At 60.3% G+C, this 23,040-nt stretch carries 19 protein-coding genes, 1 tRNA gene and 1 pseudogene; 9 read left to right on the forward strand and 12 right to left on the reverse strand.

What is annotated here, in order from left to right; genetic code table 11:
* Window positions 1-276: 276 nt before the first annotated feature.
* The 3 genes and pseudogenes from DW732_RS07910 to DW732_RS07920 form a co-directional block, all read right to left on the reverse strand.
* Window positions 277-1,431: a helicase RepA family protein gene (locus DW732_RS07910; protein WP_052792089.1), complete on the reverse strand. Its 1,155-nt coding sequence runs from the start codon at window positions 1,429-1,431 to the stop codon at window positions 277-279.
* 7 nt (window positions 1,432-1,438) lie between these two features.
* Entirely contained in the window at window positions 1,439-1,759 is a 321-nt protein-coding gene (locus DW732_RS07915; RefSeq protein WP_052792090.1) for a hypothetical protein, read from the reverse strand.
* A gap of 2 nt (window positions 1,760-1,761) precedes the next feature.
* Window positions 1,762-2,172 (reverse strand): annotated as a pseudogene (locus tag DW732_RS07920) (site-specific integrase); the annotation flags it as partial.
* Between DW732_RS07920 and DW732_RS07925 the strand changes: the two are divergent.
* Window positions 2,171-2,464 carry an XRE family transcriptional regulator gene (locus DW732_RS07925; RefSeq protein ID WP_068539730.1) on the forward strand — a complete coding sequence of 98 codons (294 nt, stop codon included), beginning with the start codon at window positions 2,171-2,173 and terminating at the stop codon, window positions 2,462-2,464. The pseudogene DW732_RS07920 and the gene DW732_RS07925 overlap by 2 nt on opposite strands.
* Before the next feature lie 617 nt (window positions 2,465-3,081).
* Here the strand turns inward: DW732_RS07925 and guaA are convergent.
* On the reverse strand, window positions 3,082-4,680 hold the full coding sequence (guaA, locus tag DW732_RS07930) for a glutamine-hydrolyzing GMP synthase (protein WP_117583320.1): 1,599 nt from the start codon (window positions 4,678-4,680) through the stop codon (window positions 3,082-3,084).
* Between the two features lie 267 nt (window positions 4,681-4,947).
* Here guaA and DW732_RS07935 point away from each other — a divergent pair, with 267 nt between their 5' ends.
* Window positions 4,948-5,961, forward strand: coding sequence for an asparaginase (locus DW732_RS07935; RefSeq protein ID WP_117763641.1), 1,014 nt, complete (start codon window positions 4,948-4,950; stop codon window positions 5,959-5,961).
* Between the two features lie 22 nt (window positions 5,962-5,983).
* On the opposite strand, the gene DW732_RS07940 is transcribed toward DW732_RS07935, so the two are convergent.
* On the reverse strand, window positions 5,984-6,202 hold the full coding sequence (locus DW732_RS07940; RefSeq protein ID WP_099432713.1) for a helix-turn-helix domain-containing protein: 219 nt from the start codon (window positions 6,200-6,202) through the stop codon (window positions 5,984-5,986).
* A gap of 76 nt (window positions 6,203-6,278) precedes the next feature.
* On the opposite strand from DW732_RS07940, the gene DW732_RS07945 reads away from it, so the two are divergent.
* The gene (locus tag DW732_RS07945) at window positions 6,279-6,668 is read left to right on the forward strand and encodes a hypothetical protein (RefSeq protein WP_118099240.1); all 390 of its coding nucleotides are present in this window, start codon (window positions 6,279-6,281) and stop codon (window positions 6,666-6,668) included.
* A 9-nt stretch (window positions 6,669-6,677) separates the two neighbouring features.
* Here the strand turns inward: DW732_RS07945 and DW732_RS07950 are convergent, their stop codons facing one another.
* The 6 genes from DW732_RS07950 to DW732_RS07975 form a co-directional block, all read right to left on the reverse strand.
* Entirely contained in the window at window positions 6,678-7,061 is a 384-nt protein-coding gene (locus DW732_RS07950) for a DUF1648 domain-containing protein (RefSeq protein ID WP_089572786.1), read from the reverse strand.
* A gap of 11 nt (window positions 7,062-7,072) precedes the next feature.
* On the reverse strand, window positions 7,073-8,149 hold the full coding sequence (gene ychF / locus DW732_RS07955) for a redox-regulated ATPase YchF (protein ID WP_055309950.1): 1,077 nt from the start codon (window positions 8,147-8,149) through the stop codon (window positions 7,073-7,075).
* Window positions 8,150-8,263: 114 nt separating this feature from the next.
* On the reverse strand, window positions 8,264-9,517 hold the full coding sequence (locus tag DW732_RS07960; RefSeq protein WP_117763640.1) for a 4Fe-4S binding protein: 1,254 nt from the start codon (window positions 9,515-9,517) through the stop codon (window positions 8,264-8,266).
* A gap of 151 nt (window positions 9,518-9,668) precedes the next feature.
* A complete protein-coding gene (locus tag DW732_RS07965; RefSeq protein ID WP_117794789.1) occupies window positions 9,669-10,736 on the reverse strand; it encodes a glycerol dehydrogenase in 1,068 nt (355 codons plus the stop codon).
* 112 nt (window positions 10,737-10,848) lie between these two features.
* Complete coding sequence (locus tag DW732_RS07970) at window positions 10,849-11,949, reverse strand: glycerol dehydrogenase (protein WP_117763638.1); 1,101 nt, start codon at window positions 11,947-11,949, stop codon at window positions 10,849-10,851.
* Window positions 11,950-12,025: 76 nt separating this feature from the next.
* Window positions 12,026-13,240 (reverse strand): iron-containing alcohol dehydrogenase, encoded by a 1,215-nt coding sequence (locus DW732_RS07975; protein ID WP_117734630.1) that lies wholly within the window; start codon window positions 13,238-13,240, stop codon window positions 12,026-12,028.
* A gap of 500 nt (window positions 13,241-13,740) precedes the next feature.
* On the opposite strand from DW732_RS07975, the gene DW732_RS07980 reads away from it, so the two are divergent.
* The 4 genes from DW732_RS07980 (at window position 13,741) to DW732_RS08000 (ending at window position 18,459) form a co-directional block, all read left to right on the forward strand.
* On the forward strand, window positions 13,741-14,817 hold the full coding sequence (locus DW732_RS07980; RefSeq protein ID WP_118099241.1) for a hypothetical protein: 1,077 nt from the start codon (window positions 13,741-13,743) through the stop codon (window positions 14,815-14,817).
* A complete protein-coding gene (locus DW732_RS07985) occupies window positions 14,817-15,860 on the forward strand; it encodes a hypothetical protein (RefSeq protein ID WP_118099242.1) in 1,044 nt (347 codons plus the stop codon). The genes DW732_RS07980 and DW732_RS07985 overlap by 1 nt, the downstream gene beginning before the upstream one ends.
* A gap of 45 nt (window positions 15,861-15,905) precedes the next feature.
* On the forward strand, window positions 15,906-18,083 hold the full coding sequence (locus tag DW732_RS10115) for a MurT ligase domain-containing protein (RefSeq protein WP_233539407.1): 2,178 nt from the start codon (window positions 15,906-15,908) through the stop codon (window positions 18,081-18,083).
* Between the two features lie 299 nt (window positions 18,084-18,382).
* A tRNA-Glu gene (locus DW732_RS08000) sits at window positions 18,383-18,459 on the forward strand.
* 231 nt (window positions 18,460-18,690) lie between these two features.
* Here the strand turns inward: DW732_RS08000 and DW732_RS08005 are convergent.
* Entirely contained in the window at window positions 18,691-20,778 is a 2,088-nt protein-coding gene (locus DW732_RS08005) for a glutamine synthetase III (protein WP_117798975.1), read from the reverse strand.
* A gap of 498 nt (window positions 20,779-21,276) precedes the next feature.
* Here DW732_RS08005 and DW732_RS08010 point away from each other — a divergent pair, with 498 nt between their 5' ends.
* Both DW732_RS08010 and DW732_RS08015 read left to right on the forward strand, forming a co-directional pair.
* Window positions 21,277-22,149, forward strand: a complete 873-nt coding sequence (locus DW732_RS08010; protein ID WP_118099243.1) for a methylenetetrahydrofolate reductase — start codon at window positions 21,277-21,279, stop codon at window positions 22,147-22,149.
* A complete protein-coding gene (locus DW732_RS08015; RefSeq protein WP_118099244.1) occupies window positions 22,149-22,940 on the forward strand; it encodes a hypothetical protein in 792 nt (263 codons plus the stop codon). The genes DW732_RS08010 and DW732_RS08015 overlap by 1 nt, the downstream gene beginning before the upstream one ends.
* Window positions 22,941-23,040: the final 100 nt, after the last annotated feature.

Raw genomic sequence — 23,040 nt, forward strand, 5'->3', positions numbered from 1 at the left:
GCAGGGCCGCCCTTTGAAAAGGGCGCCCTGCACCCCGCCTAAACTTTTCCACTCGCCGTTGGGCAGGTGGAAAGGCACAGCCTTTCCACCACCCGGCAAGTGTCCTCCGTGGGCCAAATATCAAGGGGTTCGGGTTGTATTGCCTTGCGGCAATCTCCACCCACAGGTATGCCCCCTTGACATTTGACCCCGCTCCCCGTGACAGCCGTGACGACCGTGACGATGTTTTGGACACCGCCCCCGCTCTCAAAAAAGCCGTCACAGCCGTCACGGTCGTCACGCTTGGGGAGGATCCAGGGTCAGGCTGATACTTCTCCCGGCGTGGGTGCGGGTGTTCTCATAGCGGATATGATAGTCCGTTGCCAGTTTCCCGGCCCGGACGTTCAGCCGCATCGCCAGGGCATTGGGCTTCATATCCACTTGCAGGGCTGCCGCCAACTCCGTGGCCGTACCGCCCCAGGACGGCCTCTCCGCCGTGATAAAGGCGGCTACGGCCTCCAGCACCGGGTCGGGGGGTTCTACCCACAACTCCGTTTCCATCCGCTCCAGTGTCCATGTCAGGTGTTCCTTGTCCTTAATGAGATAGAGCCGCTGGTCTTGCTGGTCACGTCCTACCACATCCAAGGTGGCGGTGCCGTCCGTCCGCTTCTCCTTCTGAAGAAGAAAGGCCCCGTCTGCTGCCCCCGACAGGCCGTTGGTGCCGGAGATCATATCAAACTTGTCGTCGGCCTGCTGCTTCCGAGTGTGATGTACCAGTAGGAGGCAGACGCCGCAAGCGTCAGCAAGGCGTTTCAGCTTTCCTACCACCTCATAATCGTTGGCGTAGCTGTACTTATCCCCGCCAGCCTCCCGAATCTTCTGAAGGGTGTCAATGATAATCAGTTTGGTGTCTGGGTGTTCCTGCACGAATCGCTTTAGCTGTTCCTCCAGCCCGTTGCCGACCTGCTTTGCGCAGATGGAAAAGAGGAGGTCGTTGGTGCCGTCCATGCCGAACATCCGGTAAAGCCGCTCCTGCAAGCGACGGTGATCGTCCTCCAGCGCCAGATAGAGGACAGTCCCCTTGTGAACGGGATAGTCCCACAGGGGGAGGCCCATGCTGACGTGGTAGGCAAGCTGGGCCATCAGAAACGACTTGCCTACCTTGGGCGCTCCCGCAAAGAGGTACGTCCCCGGATAGAGCAGACCGTCAATGACGGGCGGTCTGCTCTGATAGACGTTCTCGTACAACTCGTTCATGGAAATCGTGGGGAGATACGCCGGGTCGTTCATGCGCTGCATTTTCCGCAGCAGTTCCGCATAATTTTTTTCAGGGGGATTGTTTTCTGTCGTTTCCTCTGTTATACTTGCGGTAGGTGTTTGTGAAATGGGCTGTTCCCCGTCTGCGCCAACAGACGGAACCGGGACAGTCCTTTTCGTTTCTCTGGAATCCATCAATCTATCAATCCTCCTTCATGCCGCCCATGATAGCGGCGATCATCTGAATGGTGTCCAGCAGTTCATCGTCCACGCCAGCCCCGTCCTCGGCCCGCCGCAGTTCGTCCAGAACGGCGGCAAGCTGGTCACGCAGGGCTTTGTAGACCTTGGGATTACCCTGTACCACTACGTCCCGGCACAGGAGGCGTCTTGTGATGTAGTCCTGCTTTGTCAGGCCGGAGAGCCGCACAGCGGCCTCGATCTGTTCATCTTCCTCCGGGGACACCCGGAAGGCCACGGTCTTGTTCCTCCAGCGATTTTTGTTGTCTCGGTTTTTCAGTGACATGGTTACGTTCCCATCCTTTCAAAGTCCAGTTTGTCCGCCATCTCCGTCTGCCTTGTAGGAAACAGATGGGCGTAGCGGTAGGTGATATCGATACTCTCATGCCCCACCCGGTCAGCGATTGCCAGGGCGGTGAAGCCCATATCAATCAGCAGGGAAATGTGTGAATGTCGGAGGTCGTGAATTCTGATCCGCTTCACTCCCGCCGCTTTCGCACCTCTGTCCATTTCATGGTGGAGATAGTGCTTGCTGACAGGGAAAATCCGTTCATTTGCCCCGGTGCTGTAAAACATCTTTAAGTAGTCCTCCATCTCTCCACAGAGGAATTTGGGCATCTTAATGACACGGTTGCTCTTTTTCGTCTTAGGAGTGGTAATCACGTCCTTGCCCTTGAGCCGCTGATAGGATTTGCTGATGGACAAGCCCGAGCTGCTCGAGTCCATCGCCGCAGCGCTCGGCGTGTCCGTCAACGCCCTCAAGGATTACGGCGTCGAGACCGCAGGCGACCTCATGTCGCTGCTCGTGCGGCTCGAAGACTCCTTCGGCATAGTTCCCTCAGCCGACGGTTCGGGCCTCTCCCTGAACCCCAAGGCGCCGCACGCGCCCAAAGCCGCGATGGCGATCGAGTTGTGGGCAGAGAAGCGCGCACGGCTCGAGAACGGCGAGATCGACGCCGACGAGTACGAGGACTGGAAAGCCTTGCTGTAACGGCTCCCCGCATTTCGCAATCAACGCAACCGAATCAGGACGCCAGGCTAGGCGGTGAGCTCCGCTCGCTCCTGCGTAAGCTGAGTTTTTACTCCCCATTGCATGCAAAGGCATTTCAAGCGTAAATGGGGAGTAAATGACGCGGTGGCTTACATGGCGGCACACGGCAGTACACTGCGGCATTTCCCCTGATTACTCCCGTTTTCATTGAGGCGGCGAGATTCTTTACTCCCCATTAACCACCTGGGGAAACGCCGTACGGAGACCGTAAAAACGCCCGTTGAGTTCGATTTGAGTTTCACGGGCCCCGAAACGGCCTCGTTTCGTTCTCGGGGACAAAAATCGCGCGTCTACTCATTCGGGATAAATCTTTACTCCCGTTCCTCCGAATACCGCCCCGTGCCTTGTCGTCTTGAAATACGGGGAGTAAATCGCGAAATCGCAGGTGAAAGGGAGTAAAACGGCAAAGAAAAAGCCTCCGTCCCAACGCGGGAACGGAGGCCAGATTACCGTATTTACTCACCGCCGTCGCTGGCGGCTTTGCCATGACTCTCGTACGAAACGAAACTCAGCGGCACAGTGCGGCACTCAAAAGTGCAGGTCAGAACCCTATCAGCCTACTCCCACTCAATGGTCGCGGGCGGCTTGGACGTGATGTCGTAGCACACGCGGTTGGCGCCGGGAACCTCGGCCACGATGCGGCCGGAGATGCGGGCCAGAACGTCATAGGGCAGCTTGGCCCAGTCGGCGGTCATGGCGTCGCTGGACTCGACGGCGCGCAGGATAATCGGACGCTGATAGGTACGCTCGTCACCCATAACGCCGACGGACTTAATGTCGGGCAGGACCGCAAAATACTGCCAGCAGCTGTGTTCGGAGTTGCGCTCGCCGGTCTGCTCAAACAGGCGCTGGTTGTAGGCGTCGAGCTCCTCGCGCACGATAGCGTCGGCGTTCTTGAGAATCTCGAGCTTCTCCTTATCGACCGCGCCGATGATGCGGATGGCCAGACCCGGGCCCGGGAAAGGCTGACGGAACACGATGTGGCCCGGCAGGCCCAGCGCCAGACCAAGTGCGCGGACCTCGTCCTTAAAGAAGTGGTCGAGCGGCTCGATGAGGTCGAAGTGCACGCCCTCGGGGAACGGGATCAGGTTGTGATGGCTCTTGATGGTGGCCGTCTTGCCGCCCGTCTTACGAGCGCCGGACTCGATGATGTCGGGGTAGATGGTGCCCTGAGCCAGGTACTTGACCGGCTTGCCATCGCACTCGAGCTGCTGGGCCACAGCGAAGAACTCTTTCCAGAACTGCGTGCCGATGATACGGCGCTTCTCCTCGGGCTCGGTCACACCGGCCAGAAGTTCGGCATAGCGGTCCTCGGCGTGGACGTGAATAAAGTCGACGTCGAACTGCTTGGTGAAGACCTCCTCCACCTGCTCGGGCTCGCCCTTGCGCAGCAGGCCGTGGTTGATAAACACGCAGGTCATCTGCTTGCCCACGGCGCGGGCGCCCAGCGCAGCCACGACGGAGGAGTCGACGCCGCCGGACAGGGCCAGAATCACGCGGTCGTCGCCGACCTTCTCGCGGAACTCGGCCGTCATGGTCTCGACCAGGTTGTCCATGCTCCAGTTGGGCTCCAGGCCGCAGATCTCAAACAGGAAGTTGCTCAGCAGCTGCTGACCGTACTCGGAGTGCTTGACCTCGGGGTGGAACTGCGTGGTGAAAATCTTGCGCTCGACGCACTCCATGGCGGCAACCGGGCACACGTCGGTGCTGGCGGTAACGGTAAAGCCCTCGGGCACCTCGGAAACGGCGTCGCGATGGCTCATCCACACGGTCTGCTCCATAGGCGTGGAGTTAAAGAGCTTGGCGCCAGCCGTACGCGTGATGGTGGCGCGGCCGTACTCGCCCACCTCGGAGTGGCCAACCTTGCCGCCGAGCGTCACGGCCGTGATCTGATGGCCGTAGCAAAAGCCCAGGACGGGAAGGCCCAGGTCAAAGATGGCGGGATCGATGGACGGAGCGTCCTCGGCGTACACGGAGGCCGGGCCGCCAGAAAGGATGAGCGCAGAGGCGTTCATCTCGCGAATCTCATCGGCCGAGATGTCGCAGGGGACAATCTCGGAATACACGTTGAGGTCGCGGACGCGACGGGCAATGAGCTGACCGTACTGCGCACCAAAGTCGAGTACGAGGACCTTTGCGGAAGCCTTTTGATCCATGGTTTCCCCCTCTTGTTGGCGGGGAGCCGGTGCCCACCCGCGTGAATGAACGAAAATAACTTTCATAGTGTACACGTTATATGGGGTTTCTCGTCCCTCGCAGCCATCAGCGCACGGCAAACGCACGACCGGGGCCCTATTTGACGGCAATTGGAGTGATACTAAACGTTACAGATGATGTAATACGTTTGAACATTGGACGCCCTGTGCCACAATACTGCCGAACGACTCCGCCTCTGCGGCGGCAAATACGATAGGAATACCAGCATGAAGCGCATCCTTCTCATCGCCACGGGCGGCACCATCGCATCGACCGAGGACGGCAATGGCCTCTCCCCCGCCCTGACCGGTGAGGAGCTCGCCCAGAGCGTCCCCGAGATCTCGGGCCTCTGCGAGCTCGACGTCGTGCAGCCCATGAACATCGACAGCACCAATATGCGCCCCAGTGACTGGATGCGTATCCGCGACGTCATCGTCGAGGGTTATGCCGACCACGACGGCTTCGTGATTCTGCACGGCACCGACACCATGAGCTACACCGCGGCAGCGCTTTCCTACCTGATTCAGGACAGCCCCAAGCCCATCGTGCTCACCGGCTCGCAAAAGCCCATGGGCAATCCCTTTACCGACGCCAAGCTCAACCTGTACCAGAGCCTGCTCTATGCGCTCGACGAGCACTCGCATGACGTCTCGATCGTGTTTGGCGGCGTCGCCATTGCCGGCACACGCGCCCGTAAGCAGCGCACCATGAGCTTTAACGCGTTCATTAGCGTCAACTATCCGCCCATCGCCTATATCCGCAACGACCGTATCGTGCGCAGCGGGCTTCACGGCACGCATCAAGGCGAAAACCCGGTGCGCTTCTACGACCACATCGACCCACGCGTGTTTGTGCTCAAGCTCACGCCCGGCGTGAACCCTGGCGTTCTGGACGCTCTGGCCGATAGCTACGACGCCGTGATTCTGGAGACCTTTGGCATTGGCGGCATCCCCGAGTTCGGCGAGTCCGGCGAGTCGTTCCAAGAGGCAATTTTCCGCTGGGTCGATTCGGGCCGCACCGTCGTTATGACCACGCAAGTCCCCGAAGAGGGCCTTGACCTGGGTGTTTACGAGGTCGGCCGTGCTTACGCCGACCATCCGGGCATTCTGCGCGGCGATGACATGACCACCGAGACGCTCGTGGCCAAGACTATGTGGGCACTCGGCCAGTCACGCGATGCCGCCGAGATTCAGCGCCTGTTCTACAGCCAAGTCAACCACGACCGCGTCCCGATGGCGTAATTCAGTTGTCGACGGGTATCCCCTATTCGATACCCTCGAGAAGCTCTGACACCGTCATGCCAAGGGCGGGCGCGATCTTAAATAGAACCTTGAGCGTGAAATTTGCCGTTCCATCTTCGATTCTGTCGAGATAGGGGCGGCTGATTCCTGCTGCCACACAAAAATCGACCTTGGAGATACCAAGGTCCCTGCGCGTCTCTTCGACCCGCCTGCCAAGAATCTGTTTAGCACGTTCGTCCATGCAGACGAGTTTGAAATGGAGCCGAACATAAACGTAAACTATAGTTTACGTTTTGCCGAATACACAGGAGTTTTCTATGTCGGGTTCTTCGGTCCGCACGTACCGAGCCACGCTTCGCACAAACAGCGCACCGCCCAAGCTCGTCGTCGTTGAAGCAGAATGTCTTTCGCCCGATGAGCGCACAGCATTTGCATTGCTATCAAGTCGCGTCGCCGCCGTTCTGGTCCCTTGCCCGGCGCAAGGCGAACTTGCCATCCAATGCCAAGCGCACAGCTGCTCGCTCAATCAGGCTGCCGTAATCACAACCAGCCAACGCGGTCTGCCCCTTCTCCTAGAAGCCGGTACCGCGCTCACCCTTCGCGGCGCCGGATACGAAAACGAGGCCGCCGCCGATATGGTCTTTAAACCACGATCGAGCGGCGGCCTCGCAACAGCCATTGAATATGCGTGCAGGCTCGTTGCCTAGAAGAACAAGTTAGAAACCAAAGCCAAAGCCCGTTCCGGTAATCGCCGAGTACATAAAGTAGACGTTGATTACGTTGAGAAACACACCCGTGATGCAGCCGTTTCGCAGGTAGCGCTCGCACACGATGCGCGCCATGGCGGCGGAGTCATCATTGTTTTTAGCCTGGCGTCCTGCCGTAAAGTACGTCGCCACGCTCAGCAGTAGGTTGAGCACCGGCAGTGCCAGCAACTCGTAGCTCTTGCCCCAGCGCGTCACCTCGCCGGCTGCGTTAAACTTCGTTGCCACCTCGGGACCAATGTTGGGGATAACACACGCTGCGACCACCAGCGGAATCACCGCAAGTACGAGCAGAGCAATACCCATGTAGCCAGCTTTTTTGCCATACTTAAACATATGCGTCGTCCTTACACGTTAAAGCGGAAGTGCACGACGTCGCCATCGGCCATGACATAGTCCTTGCCCTCAATACGCAGCTTGCCGGCAGCCTTGGCGCCCTGCTCGCCGCCAAGCTCGATGTAGTCGTCATAGCCAATGACCTCGGCCTTAATAAAGCCGCGCTCAAAGTCGGTATGGATGACACCGGCAGCCTGCGGAGCGGTCGCACCCTGACGCACCGTCCAAGCCTTGACCTCCATCTCGCCAGCCGTAAAGAACGACTGCAGGCCGAGCAACTTGTAGGCCGCCTGCGCGAGCACGTCCAGACCGGGCTGCTCCAGGCCCAAGCTCTCCAGGTAGTCGGCAGCGTCCTCGGGATCGAGCTCGGAAAGCTCGGCCTCGATCTTGGCGCAGATGGGCAGCGGCTTGACGCCGTCGATGGGCGCCAGGTCCTCGTTGAGCATGTCCTCGTCCACGTTGGCCACATACAGGATGGGCTTCATGGTGAGCAGGAACAGGCCCTTGGCGGCAGCACGCTCCTCGTCGGTCATCTCCATGGATGCGGCGCGCTTGCCCTCGTTGAGCCAGGCAAGCAGGCGCTTGGCGACCTCAAACTTGGGCATGAGCTCCTTGTCGCGCTTGGCCTCCTTCTCGAGCTTGGGCAGCTGCTTCTCGAGCGTGCCCATGTCGGCCAGGATGAGCTCGGTCATGATGGTGTCGGCATCGCCGGCGGGATCGACGAACTCGCCGGTGCGGCCCACCTCACGCATGACGTTGGGGTCCTTAAAATAGCGCACGACCTCGCAGATGGCGTCGGTCTCGCGGATGTTTGCCAAGAACTGGTTGCCCAGACCCTCACCCTCGTTAGCGCCCTTCACCAGACCTGCGATGTCGACAAACTCGACCGTCGCCGGCACAATGCGACCCGGGTTGACGATGTCGGCGAGCTTTTGCAGGCGGCTATCGGGCACGTCGACGATACCCACGTTGGGATCAATCGTGGCAAACGGATAGTTGGCGGCAAGGCCAGTCTTTTTGGTAAGCGCGGTGAACAGCGTCGACTTGCCCACGTTGGGCAGGCCCACGATACCGATGGAAAGGGACACGACAGCTCCTTTTAGTACAGGTACTTCAAACCGTATAAGTATAGCGCCGCCGCAGCATCCGGGCGAATCCGGACACCGCGGCGGCGCAAATGAAGCAGAGATAGGGGTCGCTGACTAGTCTGCGAGCTTTTCCACCTGATCGAGCATCTTATCGAGCTTGGCCTTTGCCTCGGCCTTGACCTTCTCGGCCTCCTCGTGGGCCTTGGCCTTCTGAGCGGCCTTTTCCTCGGCTTCGGGGTCGACGACAACCAAGTTGGACGCATCGTGCTCGACCAGCTTGAGCGCATGTTCGGGACAAACCTTGACACAGGCGCCACAACCTAGGCAATACGTGGACTCCAGTGCAAAGCGACCGCTTCCCACCAAATCGCAGGCGGACGTGGGGCACGCGTTAACGCACTCGCCGCACGACGTGCACTTGTCAAAATCGCACTCCGGCGTGCTCACCTGCATGTTCTGGGCAAGCTCGGGGTGGTTTTGCAGCGTCGAGAGCACCAGCTGTCGTCCGTGTGTGAGCGAGCGGCGACGCTTGGTCGTTGTGGTACCGCACATGGTGTTGAGTGTGCGCTCCAGCTGGGTGATCTGATGGCGATGGGCTTTGAGCTTCTGCGTCACCGAAGCCAGTGCCGCCGTCGCCGGATTGAGTTTGGTCACGGTCAGGCCCGTGGTACGGGCAATCTTTTCCATGTATTCCTTGCGCTCGTACTCGCGACGCTTATGGCACTTGAGGCTCTTGGGATCGACCTCTAGGCCCATACCCGTACCGGCCCATTCCTCGGCCTTCGCAATCGCCTCGCCCAGCATGTCCTCGCCACCGGTGTTGCGGCATTTATCGCACACGCCCAGCGGCAGATACACGCTCACGTTGGGATAGTCGGCCAGTACCGAGAACCAAGTCTCGGCCGTAATATCGCCCACGCAGGCAACGACGACCTCATTCTCGCGCGGCATGCGCTTAAGGGCACGCGTGCAGGTAACGTAGGCGGTCTCGTGGCTCGTGGCCGCCGAGACAATGTCGTCATACAGGTTTTTGGGCGCCAGGCGCGGCGAGATAATCGCCTCGGTCGGGCAGGCGGCGGCGCACAGGCCGCACTTGCGGCAGGAGTCGAGAATCTCGATGGCGTCTTCCTCGACCTCGATGGCGTCCACCGGGCACACATCCATGCACGCGGTGCAGCCGCTCTTTTCGTTTTTGCAGGTCAAGCACGGAATGGTGTTGCCGCGCGGACGTTCCTTGTAGTCGGCAGGATTCCACTGCGGCGCCGACGGATCGAGTGCATCGGCCACACCGCCAAGCGGGTTTTTAAGAAAGTCGAAACCCTTGCTGATCTCGATAATGTCATCAAACAGATCGTGTTCCTGCGCCATGCGCGGCCCCTCCCTGAGCAGTGCAAACAAGCAAGAGATAATAATACGCTATCGGTCCACGCCTCGGGCAAATTTCACGCGGCGCATCTTTGCGGCAAATAGCCCATGGCCTATCGCCGCCTCGATTGCACAAGGTCAATCAAGCGCCAAACTATGCCTCGCGCATGAGCTGCACGAGCTTTTGTTTGGTCACCTTGGCCTGCTCGTTGGCCATGTTGCGCTCGTTTCTAAAGACCGCATTTGCAACACTTTGCAGATCGGCATCGGAAATCTCGCCAAGACCCAGCTCCTCGAGCGTCGTCGGCAGACCGACGCGCTGGCAAAACTCGAGCACCTGATCAAGCTCGGGCGCACGCTCCAGGCGCAGCTGCACCACCAGGCCAAATGCCACGGCTTCGCCATGCATGGCCTTGCACTTGGGCAGGATCGTCAGACCGTTGGCGATGGCATGCGCCAACGCCAAGCCACCGCTCTCAAAACCGACGCCCGAGAGCAGAATATTGCACTCGATCAGGCGTTCAACCGCTGGCGACGTACGCCCCTTTTTGAGATCACGCTTGGCAGCGACACCGCACTCCATAAGTGTGTCGTAGCAGGCACGAGCCGCAGCCAGAGCCAAGTGCCCCGGCGCGCCACCGTGCTCGTTGGCGCCGTGCGCCGCGGCGCACGAACGCGCCTCGAAGTACGTTGCCAGCGCATCGCCCATACCAGCGACCGTCATACGCAGTGGGGCCGCTGCGACCACGTTGGTATCAACCACGACCAGATCTGGATTCTTCTCGAGCATCAGGTAGCGGTCGAACGACCCATCCTCGTGATACAGCACCGAAATCGCACTGCACGGACCGTCCATCGAAGCCGCCGTGGGGCATACGCACAACGGCAACTCGGCATAAAACGCTACTGCCTTGGCGATATCGAGCATCTTGCCGCCGCCAATACCCACCACCATGTCGCAATACTCAGCCTGGGCTTCCTTAGCCATTTTTACAACGGCCTCTTCCGTACACGGACCGTCATAAATCTTAAAGAACGGCTCACTCAGATCGTCGTCCAGAAATCCATCGACAATCTGCCTGCACAGCCGATCCTCGGTGCCCTGGTCAAACAAGACATAGGCAGCGCAACCCAACCATGACAAATACCTGCCCTGACGCGAAAGTTCGCCCGGCCCTTGAACATACCGGCCGGGACCGCCATAAACCATGGGAAGCGCCATACGAGAATCCGCCCTTCATCAAACAACGATTGGTGCAAAGTAACCTGCCCCTTTGCACCATAGCAAAAAGGGGCAAAGCCATCTGCTGGCTTTGCCCCTTCCTTAGCTTGATTTACTCATCCATAAGGTAGTAGTGGCCCAGCGCGTCGGCACCCAGGATGGCGTTTGCGACCATCTCGGGCGTCACCTCAAACGGCATGTTGCACATGGTGTCATCGGGCGCGCAGGCGGCCTCGGCAACAATCATGGCCTGCTCGCGCGTAAGCTCGGCAACGCCAAGTTCCTTCATCGTGACCGGCAGGCCCAGCTCAATGCAGAAGCCCAAGACTTCCTCGAGCTTCTCGGTCGGGGCATCCTCGAGTACCAGCTGAACGATGGTGCCGAAGGCGACCTTCTCGCCGTGATACATGCCGTGGCACTCGGGCAGCATCGTCAGACCATTGTGGATGGCATGGGCAGCAGCAAGGCCCGAGCTCTCAAAGCCAATGCCCGAAAGCAGCGTGTTTGCCTCGATGATGTGCTCGACGGCAGGCGTGAGCGCACCCTTCTCCAGCGCAACCTTGGCCTTGACGCCATCGGCCATAAGCGTCTCGTAGCAGAGCTTGGCGAGCGCCAGGCCGGCCATTCCGCCCTTACCGCCGGCGCAGGTGCCGCCGTCGGCATCGTGCGTTGCCTGGGCCTCGAAATAGGTTGCGAGCGCATCGCCCATACCGGAAACCGTCAGGCGCACCGGGCTCGCCGCGATAACCGTCGTATCCATAAGGACAATGTTGGGGTTTGCCTTAAGGAAGAGATATTTATCGAACTGGCCGTCGTCGGTGTAGAGCACCGAAAGTGCCGAGCACGGTGCATCGGTCGAGGCGATGGTGGGGCAAATGATAACCGGGGACTCCAGGTAATAGGCGACGGCCTTCGCGGTGTCGAGGATCTTGCCGCCACCGACGCCGACGATGATGTCACAGCCGTTGTCGCGAGCGAGCGCAACCAGGCGATCGACCTCGCCCTTGGAGCACTCGCCGTTAAAGTCCTCAAACAGCAGCTCGGCCTTAGCCTCGGTAAAACCGCCCTCAATCTTTGCGCCGACACGTTTCTTGCCCGAAGGCGTCACGATGACGAGGGCCTTGCCGCCGAGCGGCTCAACGTAGGAGCCGAGCTTTGCAAGCTCATCAGGACCCTGGATATACTTGCTGGGGCTATTGAAAATTGCAGCCATGTTAATCCCAATCTCTAAAGAAAAAGGGCTCCGTACAGCTGCGTGCGGAGCCCCTCATCAGAACAAGGCGAACTGATTAGAACGTAACCGGGGTGTCGGTGTAGACGCACTCGAGCAGCTGCTCCATCTCCTCCTGGGACGGCTGGCGCGGGTTGGAGCCCGTGCAGGCGTCGAGGATGGCGTTGGCGGCAACGTCGTGCTTCTTGGCCTCGAACTCATCGTAATCGATGATGGACTCGTCGGCCTTCACGCCCTTGGCACCGTAGTTCTTGATGCCCTGCGGGATATCGAGCTTGTCGTTAAGGTCGCGGATCTCCTGAACCAGAGCCTCGACCAGCTCGTCCTCGGTCTCGCCGGCGAGATGCAGGATCTCCTTGGCGATGAAAGCGTAGCGGCTCTTGGCGCGAGCATCCTTGGCGTTGAACTGGATAACCTTGCCCAGGTACATGGCGTTGGCGCAACCGTGGATGATATGATCGCCGGAGAAGGCGGCACCGGTCTTGTGAGCCATAGAGTGGACGATGCCCAGCAGACCCGAGGAGAAGGCGATGCCGGCGATGCACTGAGCGTCATGCATGTGCTGGCGAGCCTCATGATCGCCAGCATAGGACTTGGGCAGCCACTCGACGATCTCGCGGATGGCGTGCAGGGCGTTGGCGTCGGTGTACATGGAGCCGGCAGTGGAGACATAGGCCTCGATGGCATGGGTCAAAGCGTCCATACCGGTGTGAGCGCACAGCTTGGCAGGCATGGTGTAGGTGAGCTCGGGGTCGACGATGGCGACATCAGGGGTGATGTTGAAGTCGGCCAGCGGGTACTTGATGCCCTTGGCGTAGTCAGTGATGACGGAGAACGCGGTGACCTCGGTAGCGGTACCGGAGGTAGAGGAGATGGCGCAGAAGTGAGCCTTCTGACGGAGCTCGGGGAAGGAGAACGGGACGACGGCCTCCTCGAAGGTCTCCTCGGGATACTCGTAGAACAGCCACATAGCCTTAGCGGCATCGATGGGCGAGCCGCCGCCAATGGCGACAATCCAGTCGGGCTCGAACTCGCGCATGGCCTCGGCGCCCTTCATGACCGTCTCGACGGACGGGTCGGACTCGACGCCCTCGAACAGCTTGACCTCGAAACCGGCCTCCTTAAGGTCGGCCTCGACGTCCTGCAGAAAACCGCCGCGGCGCATGGAGCCGCCGCCGCTCACGATGATGGCCTTGCTGCCCTTGAGGTTCTTGACCTCGTGACGAGCGCCCTCACCAAAGTACAGATCGCGAGGATTGGTAAAACGTCCCATACTGTGCCTCCTAAACAAGCCCCTCTTAGACTTGCGTATATAACGGAGCACCCGATTGGCTCCGTTAGGACCATTTTGCGCGTTGCCGGCGATGACAATGCGCAATGTCTAAACGTCTCAACGCTCAGACAAACACTATTTTACCGTTCTGGTTGGTCAGTTATTCACCTAAAGCCGCCAATGATGAAACGTTTTTTCTATCCCTGAAGACCCTTGTGCGGCATCCATACTCCCAAGCTGGGCAAACGTTTTATCAAGGCTGACTACATATCCCGGGCAGGACTGTGCCCCTCCAAAATATGCACCGTTCGCCGCCAAAAATCGACCGTTTGCGGCACCGTGATACCACTCGGTCGTCCAAGGTGCCGACATTTGTGTGACATCCGTCTTCGTGGTGCAAAGGTGCAAGTCCAAGTGCGGCACCCCCGGTGTGCCACATGCGGGTAAACTAGAACCTTATATAGAGATATTTGAACCCTAACCGCAGCAAAGGAGGCCCCATGGCATTCGATCCCATTCAAGAAGATTGCCATCGCCTCGTTCTTGAGGCCTTGCGCCGCGACAATATCCCGCTCACCGACGGCCCCGCCGTCGAGCGTCTGATGGAGCAATTCACCCGCAACCCCGCGCCGCTCATCGTGCACGACCGCGACCGCGCCGGACATCTGATTGCCAAGGTGGTCGAGGCCGTCGACTACCGAATTCCCTTTATCCCTGACGATGCCCAGGCAGAGCAGGAAGAGGCAGCTGCCGAGAACATGCTTCGCGAGGCGGCCGCACTCGATCCGGCCAACTGGGATGCCCAGCGCATGCTGACGGCACTCACCGCCGACTCCAACGAGGACTACGTGCAGTATCTGGTGTCCAAGTGCGACGAGGTGGAGCACGATCTGGCACTCAAGATCGCCTCGGCGCAAGACCCCTACGAGCGTGAGGCTGCAGGCGACCTGACCCGCCGTCCCTACCTGCGCTGGCTTGCCGCCTTAGCATCGCGCGCGCTCATTAGCGGCCGTTACCGCATGTCACTGGAGGCAGCGAATCGCAGCTTGGACTTTGCGCCCAACGACCCCGCAGGTGTCCGCCACACCGCGATGCTCGCCATGGCAAAGCTCGAATACCCCGCCGAGGAGCTCAAGCGCTTTCGCTCCGCCCACTCCGTCCCCTATCTCGCCAACACGCCGCTGCGCCGTCGTCCCAAGGACGCGGAGCGCGACTTAGACCCGTGGACGCTCATCGCGCTGATGAGCGCTGCCTGGCGCGAGCTAGACTACGAGGACGCCGAGCACTACCTGCGCATCCTTGCACGCTCATGCCCGCACGCAGCCGAGGCGCTCTACTTCCAAACCGAATTTCCCGATGGCGTCTATGCCCGCGTCAACGTGGGCGTGGGCTCCACCGATGAGCTCGTCCTTGCACTGTCCGAGGCGACGCCGGTGCTGCAGGAGGGCCTGGGCGCTCCCGACAACGCCAGCTTTGCCGCCTGGGTCGCCACCAGCGACATCGTGCGTTCCCAGATCGACGAGCGCATCCTGCGCGCAGCCGAGCAGGGGCTTCCATTTAAGGGAGGGGACCTCTAATGGATCCGAGCGTCTACATCCCCGCCTACTTGGAGCGCACCTATCTGGCGTCGCACCCCGAGCTCACCGATGCAGCACGCGAGCTTGTCCATAACGACATTAGCGCGAATCCCCAAAAGTATGCGCAGTCCGAGCATGCCCAGGCGCTGCTGTCCTATGCCGGTGTTCACCGCCACCTGCTCGACGAGCTCCATTGCATCGAGGACATGGGCAGCGACGAGGAGTTTGAGCAGACGCGCAACCGCCTGTTCGACGATATGCGCGATGAGCTGCTCAAGATCGTCCGTATCGATGCGCTTGCCGTCGATGCCCAGTTGCTCGCCATCATCCTGGCGGACACACCCGTCGATGCCTGCCTGGGCGACCTGATGAAGCTCGAGGCAACCACGGCCGATTACCTGCAGCAAAGCGTGCCCGGGTTTGATATGGAAGCCCCGCACTACTGGGCCAACAAGGTTTTGACGGACGGTGTGACGGCGTCAGATCTCACCGTGAGCGAGCCGGCACTTATCGGGTGGCTCCACACGCTCGAGGCTATCTCGCAGCTGTGCATGGCGAGCGCCCGCTACCGCGCTGCCGCCAACTACGCCCGCCGCGTCCTTAAGGCAGAAGGCTATCCCACCCGAGCTGCCGGCACCGTGTTGCTCGCCCTCGCTCGCCTGGAAGACCAGGACGGCTTTTTTGCCCTGGCTCACCAGCTCGAGGAACAGGTGGGGGCCGATGCACTCGAGAACTCCCCCTGGTACCTGCTCGCCCGCACGATCCTCTTGTTCAAAACGAACAAGATGCGTCCGGCGGCGCGTGCGCTGCGTGAGTTCGCTAACCGCTGCGAGGGCGGCGCGTTCTTCTTGCTGAATCCCATGTACCAGACACCGTACCTTCCCTGCCGACCCGAGCCACGCGATCCCTGGGATCTTTCGCACCAAGCCGTTTGGGAAGCGGACGGCATTATCTCGGACACCCCCGACTTTGCCCCCTGGGCCAATGCCTGCGAAGACGTGTCGCAGCTTGCCCAGGAATTTGCGCGCCGCTACGGATTTTAGTGACGCACTCGACCCGACCATGTCGTTTACGTTAGGAACGGTTTCATGAACCTCCGCTCATCTCTTGCCTGCACCTCGAGCGATATCGCTCGCTGGGGACTGCGCTCCGTCCTTAAGCGCCAGGGCGGCGTACTCCCCGGCCGCATCGCCATGAAGATCGACCCCGAGTTGCTGAGCGACCTCGCGGGCCTTGTCGACCGCAGCGTAGTGGTCACCGGCACCAACGGCAAGACCACCACCTCCAACCTCATCGCCGACGCCGTTGCTGCCAGCGGTGCTACCGTGGTATGCAACCGCGCCGGCAACAACATGGAGCCGGGCGTGGTGGGCGCACTGCTCGAGGCCCGCGGCGGCCTTAAGCACACTGCCAGCGGCAAGCGCGTGGGCGTTTTTGAGTGCGATGAGCTTTACACCGTACGCGTTCTGCCCAAGCTCAAGCCGACGTACTTTGTGCTGCTCAACCTGTTCCGCGACCAGCTAGACCGCTACGGCGAGATCGACCATACCCAAGACGTCATCGCCCATGCGTTGGAGCTCTCTCCGGCAACAACGCTCATCTACAACGCCGACGACCCGCTGTGTGCCGCGATTGCCGCGCGCGTTCCCAATGCAAGCATCGCCTTTGGCATCGACGGCGCCACCAACACCGAGTCCGACCGCATTAGCGACTCACGTTTTTGCTCACAGTGCAACGCACCGTTGGAGTACGACTATGTGCAGTACGGGCAACTTGGCGCCTATCATTGCCCCTCGTGCGGCTGGGCCCGCCCTGGGCTTGTCCGTCGCGTGACGGGCGTGGAGCTCGGCTGCGACGGCTACGGCTTTGACCTGGTCTTTGGATCTGCGCCCGACGCTGCTGCCGTACACATCGCCACGCGCTACAACGGCCTGTACATGGTCTATAACGTTGCCGCCGCCTTCTTTACCGCGCACGAATTGGGCGTGGACGCGGCGCTTCTGCAGCCTACGCTCGATGCCTATGTGCCCGCCGGTGGTCGTATGGGGCGCTGGGATATCGCCGGCCGCACCGTCGAGGCCAACCTGGCTAAGAATCCCGTAGGCTTCGATCGCCAGATCCAGTCCATCAAGACAGCAGGCGGCAGACTCTGCGCTTTCTTCCTCAATGACAACGATGCCGACGGCCACGATGTATCGTGGATCTACGACGTCGACTTTGAGCGCATCGCCGACACAACGGGGCTTGTCGCCTTTGCCGGCGGCACACGCGCGCACGACATGCAGGTGCGCCTCAAGTACGCCGGCATCGATGCCGCGATTATCTCGGACGTCGCGCAGGCAATTGGCGCCGTGGCAGACGAGGCCGCCGATGACACCTTCTACGCCGTCGCCAACTACACGGCCTTTCCACCGCTGGTCAAGGAGCTCGACGGACTTAAAGACACCGATGCGGCTACGGTTGCCGCCCACGCTGCAAAGTGCACCAATGGCAGTGCCGTCCCCGTTGGCGTCGCGCCAGTCGAGCTCTCGCATCCGCTGCGCATCGTCTACCTGTATCCCGATGCCCTCAACCTCTATGGCGACGGCGGCAACGTCATCGCCCTCGAGCGCCGCTGCGCCTGGCGCGGCATCCCCGTTCGCGTGGATGAGGTCCGCATGGGCGAGGTGCTCGATCTGCATGATGCCGATATCGTCATGATGGGCGGCGGATCCGATCGCGACCAGCTAGCCGTGGCACACGAGCTGCTCGCCCAAAAAGACAAGGTCGCAGCCTATGTTGAGGACGGCGGTTCGCTGCTCGCCATCTGCGGCAGCTATCAGCTGCTCGGCCGTTCGTACTATATGGGCGAAAATCGCATCGAGGGCCTGGGCGTCATTGCCGCCGAGACCGTGCGCGGTTCCGACCGCCTGATCGGCAACGTCGCCGTCAAGACCGACCTGGCGCCCGAGCCCTTTGTTGGCTTCGAGAACCACGGCGGCCGCACGCTTTTGGACGCCGATGCCACGCCGCTTGGAACGTCCGTCGTCACGGGCACCGGCAACAACGGCGACGATGGCTTTGAGGGTCTCATCTACAAGGGTGTCATCGGCACGTACCTACACGGACCGGCACTGCCCAAGAACCCCGAGCTCGCCGACTGGCTCATCGCCCACGCCCTCGAGCGCCGTGGCGACGCACAGGCCGCCGCCCTGCTGCCGCTCAAACCCCTCGACGACACCTACGAGCACGCTGCCCACGACGCCGCGATGAAGCTCCTCCCCTAGCACCCCACCACCACAAAGGGGACAGGCACCTTTGTGGTGGTTTTGACCCGTCCCAGCGGTTTGTCTCAATCTGTAACATCTAGACCGTTAAAAGTCGTCTTACTGTTACAGAATGAGATGTTCGTCCCGACGCCTGCCTTTTGTCTCGATCTGTAACACATAGAGCCGATTTATCAGCCCAGATGTTACAGATTGAGATGTTTGAAAATCGGGATAGAGAGCCAGCTCCTATGTGGTGGTTTTCCAGTTTGCCAACGATATACGCGCCGGCAAAAAAGTCTGCTATACTCTTTCCCGCTGTCCCCATCGTCTAGCGGCCAAGGACGCCACCCTTTCAAGGTGGATATCGCGGGTTCGAATCCCGCTGGGGGCACCATTTGCATTTTGTTCGAACCCGCGCGATGTTAAGTCGCGCGGGTTCGTTTTTCATCTTGGCCTGTTTTCGTTTCGGCACATGTGCGCCAAATGTGCGCCAAAACAGGTTACATCTTTTGAGATGCCTCGCACGAAACGCTTGCCCGGCAGCACGTCCATAATAGATCTGAGCAGCAAAAAGGGGGCCTCGCACAGGCGAGACCCCCTTCGCGCGCATAATCAAACGTGTCTGTTACACGTAGAACAGGATATCGTCGTAGGTCGGGACCGGCCAGTAGTCGGCGGCCACGATCTCCTCCATAGCGTCCACGGCGGCACGCAGCGCATCCATAGCGGGAACGACCTCGTGCGCGTACACGTTGGCCTGCTCCTGGCCATCGAGGGCCTCGGCCTTCTGATGCACGGCGTCGAGCGCCTTGATGGAGTCGTTGATGGTAGTGATGCCGTTGCAGAGCTTGTTGAGCGTGTTCTGCTCACACTGCATGGCGGCCTCGGCGCCGGCGGCACGGATAGCCTCAAGGCCCTTAGCGACCTTGGTGGCATAGGCGGTAATGACCGGGCGATAGGTACGGCGTGCCTCGCGAACCATCGTGGTGGCCTCGATGTTCATGAGCTTGTTGTACTTCTCGAGCTTGCAGTCGTAGCGGCACTGAGCCTCGGCGCGGGTCAGGACACCCGTCTCCTCAAAGAGCGCAATGGCCTTATCGGAAACAAAGGCGGGCAGGGCATCGGCCGTGGTCTTGTTGTTGGCAAGGCCGCGCTTCTCGGCCTCAACGGGCCACTCATCGGAGTAGCCGTCGCCAGAGAACAGGATGCGCTGGTGATCGGTCAGGACCTTCTTGCAGTACTCGAGCGCGGCGTCCTGGAACTTATCCTCGGGCGTGCCCTCAAGCGCGTCGGCGAAGGACTTGAGCGACTTGGCCACGGCGGCATCGAGCACCAGGTTGGAGTCGGAGACGTTCTGCTCGGAGCCGCAGGCACGGAACTCGAACTTGTTGCCGGTGAAGGCAAACGGGGAGGTGCGGTTGCGATCGGTGTTGTCCTGCATCAGCTTGGGCAGGGTATCGGCGCCCAGGTCGAGCACGCCGCGCGTGGCATGGACGGAAGCCTTGCCATCGATGATCTTCTCGACAACCTCGGTAAGCTGGTCACCCAGGAAGATGGACATAATCGCCGGAGGAGCCTCGTTGGCGCCCAGACGATGGTCATTGCCGGCCGAGGCAACAGAGGCACGCAGGAGCTCCTGATAGTTATCGACGGCCTCGATCACCGCGGTGAGGAAGACGATGAACTGCAGGTTGTCGAGCGGGGTGTCACCCGGATCGAGCAGATTCTCGGACTCGGTGCCGAGCGACCAGTTGTTGTGCTTGCCCGAACCGTTGATGCCCTCGAACGGCTTCTCGTGCAGCAGGCAGACCAGGTCGTGGCGGGAGGCGATGAGCTTCATCTTCTCCATCATGACCAAGTTCTGGTCGATGGCCTCGTTGACCTCACCGTAGACGGGGGCGAGCTCATGCTGGCAGGGAGCGACCTCGTTGTGCTTGGTCTTGGCGGGAATGCCGAGCGCCCACAGCTCGTCGTCCAGATCCTTCATATAGGCCGAGACGGTGGGGCGGATAGCGCCAAAGTAGTGCTCCTCGAGTTCCTGGCCCTTGCAGGGGGCAGCACCAAAGAGGGTGCGGCCGGTGATGACCAGATCCTTGCGCTTGCGGTAAGCGTCCTTCTTGATCAGGAAGTACTCCTGCTCGTCGCCCACGGAAGGAACGACCTTCTTTGGCGTCTTGCCGAACAGCGCCAAAACGCGCTTGGACTCACGCGAGAGCGCGGTCATGGAGCGCAGCAGCGGGGTCTTCTTGTCCAGGGCCTCGCCCGTGTAGGAGCAGAAAGCCGTGGGGATGCACAGGACATCGTCCTTGATAAAGGCGGGGCTGGTGGGATCCCAAGCGGTGTAGCCACGGGCCTCGAAGGTGGCGCGCAGGCCGCCGTTGGGGAAGCTGGAGGCATCGGGCTCACCCTGGATGAGGTTCTTGCCCGTAAACTTGGTAATGGCGGTGCCGTCGTGGTTAGGCTCGAGGAAGCTGTCGTGCTTCTCGGAAGTGATGCCCGAAAGCGGCTGGAACCAGTGCGCGTAGTGCGTAGCACCCTTGGAGATGGCCCAGACCTTCATGGCATGGGCAACGGCGTTGGCCACATCTAGGTCGAGCGGCTCACCGCCCTCGAGGGTTGCAGCAAGGCGCTTCCAAATGTCCTTGGGGAGGCAGTCCTTCATGACTTCCTCAGAGAACACCATGGTCCCGAAGCGGTCAGTAAGTTCGGCCATACGGAACTCCCTTCGTATCGGCACCGCGTGAGAAGCGGTGTTGATTACTAACGAACGAGCCTTAGCTTAGACTCGCCGTGTTTCCGCGACATTACCGTTATGTTGCTGTCACGAAACCAATCAATGAGGTTACAGCAACACAGGATTATTACCACCCTCAACAGCCAACGAACTGCATAAATTGCAGACCTCCCCGCATGGTTTAAGGGTAGTCTTTTTGGGACGGGGCTTTTTTAGCTACCCATCCGGTATCTTCGAAGCTCAAGGCAATATTTGACATAGGGTAGCTAAAAAAGCCCCGTCCCAAAAAGACTACCCTGGGCAACTGGTTGATGGCTATAGAGGCACGTCCCAAATGAGCTACGTTGTTATAGGGAATGACGATAGCGAAGCATCTTCGATTGGTATTCCCAAATGGCAAGTAAAACTCCAGCGTGGCGCAGCGGTGCTGTAGAATCCTTACAACACATCGCACTAAAGTATCTAAAGGAGCACGATATGCGCGTCGACGAGGTTTTTAAGCAGGCAGCATCCCTGGGCACCGTGCCCGTTTCGTTTGAGATGTTCCCGCCCAAGGGCGAGCTCACCCTCGATACGGCTCGCAAGGTGGCAGGCAGTCTGTGCAAGCTTTCGCCGAGCTTTGTCTCGGTCACCTGCTCTGCCGGCGGCTCGGGCAACGGCGCCACCACCGCCCCCATCGCGCATATGATTACGAGCGAATTCGATACGCCCTCGGTGGCGCACCTCACCTGCGTCGGCCGCACGCATGCCGATATCGCCGCCAAGATCGATGAGTACCGCACCGCCGGCGTGAATAACATCCTGGCGCTGCGTGGCGATCTCCCTGCCGGCGCGACTGAGGACGACAAGCCCGCCTCCGAATACGCCCACGCCCGCGACCTCATCCCCGAGCTCGTCGACGCCGGCTTTTGCGTGGGCGCTGCGGCCTACCCCGAGGGCCACATTGCCTGCAAGGACCTCAGCCTCTCGGTCGAATACCTCAAGCAAAAGCAGGATGCCGGCGCAAGCTTCTTTGTGACGCAACTTTTCTTTGATAATGAGTGCTTCTACCGCTTCCGCGAGCTTGCCGATAAAGCGGGCATCACGGTGCCCATCACCGCGGGCATCATGCCGTTTATGAGCAAGTCCCAGATCAGCCGCATGGTCTTTATGTGCGGAGCGTCGCTGCCCTCCCCCGTCATCAAGATTCTCGCCAAGTACGAGAACGACCCCGAGAGCCTGCAGGCAGCCGGTGTAGAGTATGCCACCCGCCAGCTTTGCGACCTCAAAGAGCACGGTGCCGACGGTCTGCACCTGTACACTATGAATCGTCCTGCGATCGCCGCGACCATTATGGAGCGCCTAGGGTAATGGAAAAACCGCATATCGATACAACCACTGTCGAAGTACCGGCTGACCTTGCGTCGCCGGCGCTTTACCGTGTCGACACTGCCCATCATCCCCGCGTCGATCGCGCCGAGATGCTTCGCTATCTGGGCTACGGCGGCCAGCAGATCGAGCCCGAACTGTCGCAACGCATTGAGCTTGTGGTCGAGCGCCTGGAGTTGGATATCGAGCCACGCGGTGTACGTCGCGTCTTTGCCGTCGATGCCACGGGCGTCGACGAGCAGGGCGAACCTTGTATCCGCCTGGTTGGCTCCAATGTCGAGCTGCGGGGTCGCGATATCTACCGCCACCTTAAGGACGCCCGCATGGCCGCGCTGATGGCCTGCACCCTCGGCATGGCCGCCGAGCGCCGTCTGCGCACCACCGGAGCCCAGCAGCCTCTGGAAGGTGCCGTGCTCGACGCCGCATGCTCGGCATATGTTGAGGCAGCCGTTGAGCAGATGGACCAGCAGGTCAAGGCTGCGGCTGCCGCACACGGACTCGCCGGCAACTGGCGCTTTAGCCCCGGCTACGGCGACTGCCCGCTCTCGGCTCAGCGCTCGATCGTGGATGCGCTCAACGCCACGCGCCTCATTGGACTCACCGTCACACCCACCAGCCTGCTCATGCCCACCAAGAGCGTGACCGCGGTGATTGGCCTGTTCGACGGTGAAGTCCACGACGCCCAAACCCGCCCCACCTGCAATATCTGCCGTATGCGCGAACACTGCCGCTTCCGCGCCGCCCACACCACCTGCTATTCGTATTCTGAATAAAATGTCAATTGATGGCTCGGTATCGAGGGAATCGCATCCGTTTGTAAGCAGATGTCCTCGCAAACAAGTACCATAAGAGGCCAAATAACAACTATCTGAA

This window comes from Collinsella sp. AM28-11LB (assembly GCF_003469895.1).
Taxonomy (GTDB): Bacteria; Actinomycetota; Coriobacteriia; order Coriobacteriales; family Coriobacteriaceae; genus Collinsella.

What these genes read in the sequence shown, in the direction of transcription:
- DW732_RS07910 (WP_052792089.1), bottom strand. Translation starts at nt 1,431, where the DNA reads ATGGATTCCAGAGAAACGAAAAGGACTGTCCCGGTTCCGTCTGTTGGC.
- DW732_RS07915 (WP_052792090.1), bottom strand. Translation starts at nt 1,759, where the DNA reads ATGTCACTGAAAAACCGAGACAACAAAAATCGCTGGAGGAACAAGACC.
- DW732_RS07925 (WP_068539730.1), top strand. Translation starts at nt 2,171, where the DNA reads ATGGACAAGCCCGAGCTGCTCGAGTCCATCGCCGCAGCGCTCGGCGTG.
- guaA (WP_117583320.1), bottom strand. Translation starts at nt 4,680, where the DNA reads ATGGATCAAAAGGCTTCCGCAAAGGTCCTCGTACTCGACTTTGGTGCG.
- DW732_RS07935 (WP_117763641.1), top strand. Translation starts at nt 4,948, where the DNA reads ATGAAGCGCATCCTTCTCATCGCCACGGGCGGCACCATCGCATCGACC.
- DW732_RS07940 (WP_099432713.1), bottom strand. Translation starts at nt 6,202, where the DNA reads ATGGACGAACGTGCTAAACAGATTCTTGGCAGGCGGGTCGAAGAGACG.
- DW732_RS07945 (WP_118099240.1), top strand. Translation starts at nt 6,279, where the DNA reads ATGTCGGGTTCTTCGGTCCGCACGTACCGAGCCACGCTTCGCACAAAC.
- DW732_RS07950 (WP_089572786.1), bottom strand. Translation starts at nt 7,061, where the DNA reads ATGTTTAAGTATGGCAAAAAAGCTGGCTACATGGGTATTGCTCTGCTC.
- DW732_RS07960 (WP_117763640.1), bottom strand. Translation starts at nt 9,517, where the DNA reads ATGGCGCAGGAACACGATCTGTTTGATGACATTATCGAGATCAGCAAG.
- DW732_RS07965 (WP_117794789.1), bottom strand. Translation starts at nt 10,736, where the DNA reads ATGGCGCTTCCCATGGTTTATGGCGGTCCCGGCCGGTATGTTCAAGGG.
- DW732_RS07970 (WP_117763638.1), bottom strand. Translation starts at nt 11,949, where the DNA reads ATGGCTGCAATTTTCAATAGCCCCAGCAAGTATATCCAGGGTCCTGAT.
- DW732_RS07975 (WP_117734630.1), bottom strand. Translation starts at nt 13,240, where the DNA reads ATGGGACGTTTTACCAATCCTCGCGATCTGTACTTTGGTGAGGGCGCT.
- DW732_RS07980 (WP_118099241.1), top strand. Translation starts at nt 13,741, where the DNA reads ATGGCATTCGATCCCATTCAAGAAGATTGCCATCGCCTCGTTCTTGAG.
- DW732_RS07985 (WP_118099242.1), top strand. Translation starts at nt 14,817, where the DNA reads ATGGATCCGAGCGTCTACATCCCCGCCTACTTGGAGCGCACCTATCTG.
- DW732_RS10115 (WP_233539407.1), top strand. Translation starts at nt 15,906, where the DNA reads ATGAACCTCCGCTCATCTCTTGCCTGCACCTCGAGCGATATCGCTCGC.
- DW732_RS08005 (WP_117798975.1), bottom strand. Translation starts at nt 20,778, where the DNA reads ATGGCCGAACTTACTGACCGCTTCGGGACCATGGTGTTCTCTGAGGAA.
- DW732_RS08010 (WP_118099243.1), top strand. Translation starts at nt 21,277, where the DNA reads ATGCGCGTCGACGAGGTTTTTAAGCAGGCAGCATCCCTGGGCACCGTG.
- DW732_RS08015 (WP_118099244.1), top strand. Translation starts at nt 22,149, where the DNA reads ATGGAAAAACCGCATATCGATACAACCACTGTCGAAGTACCGGCTGAC.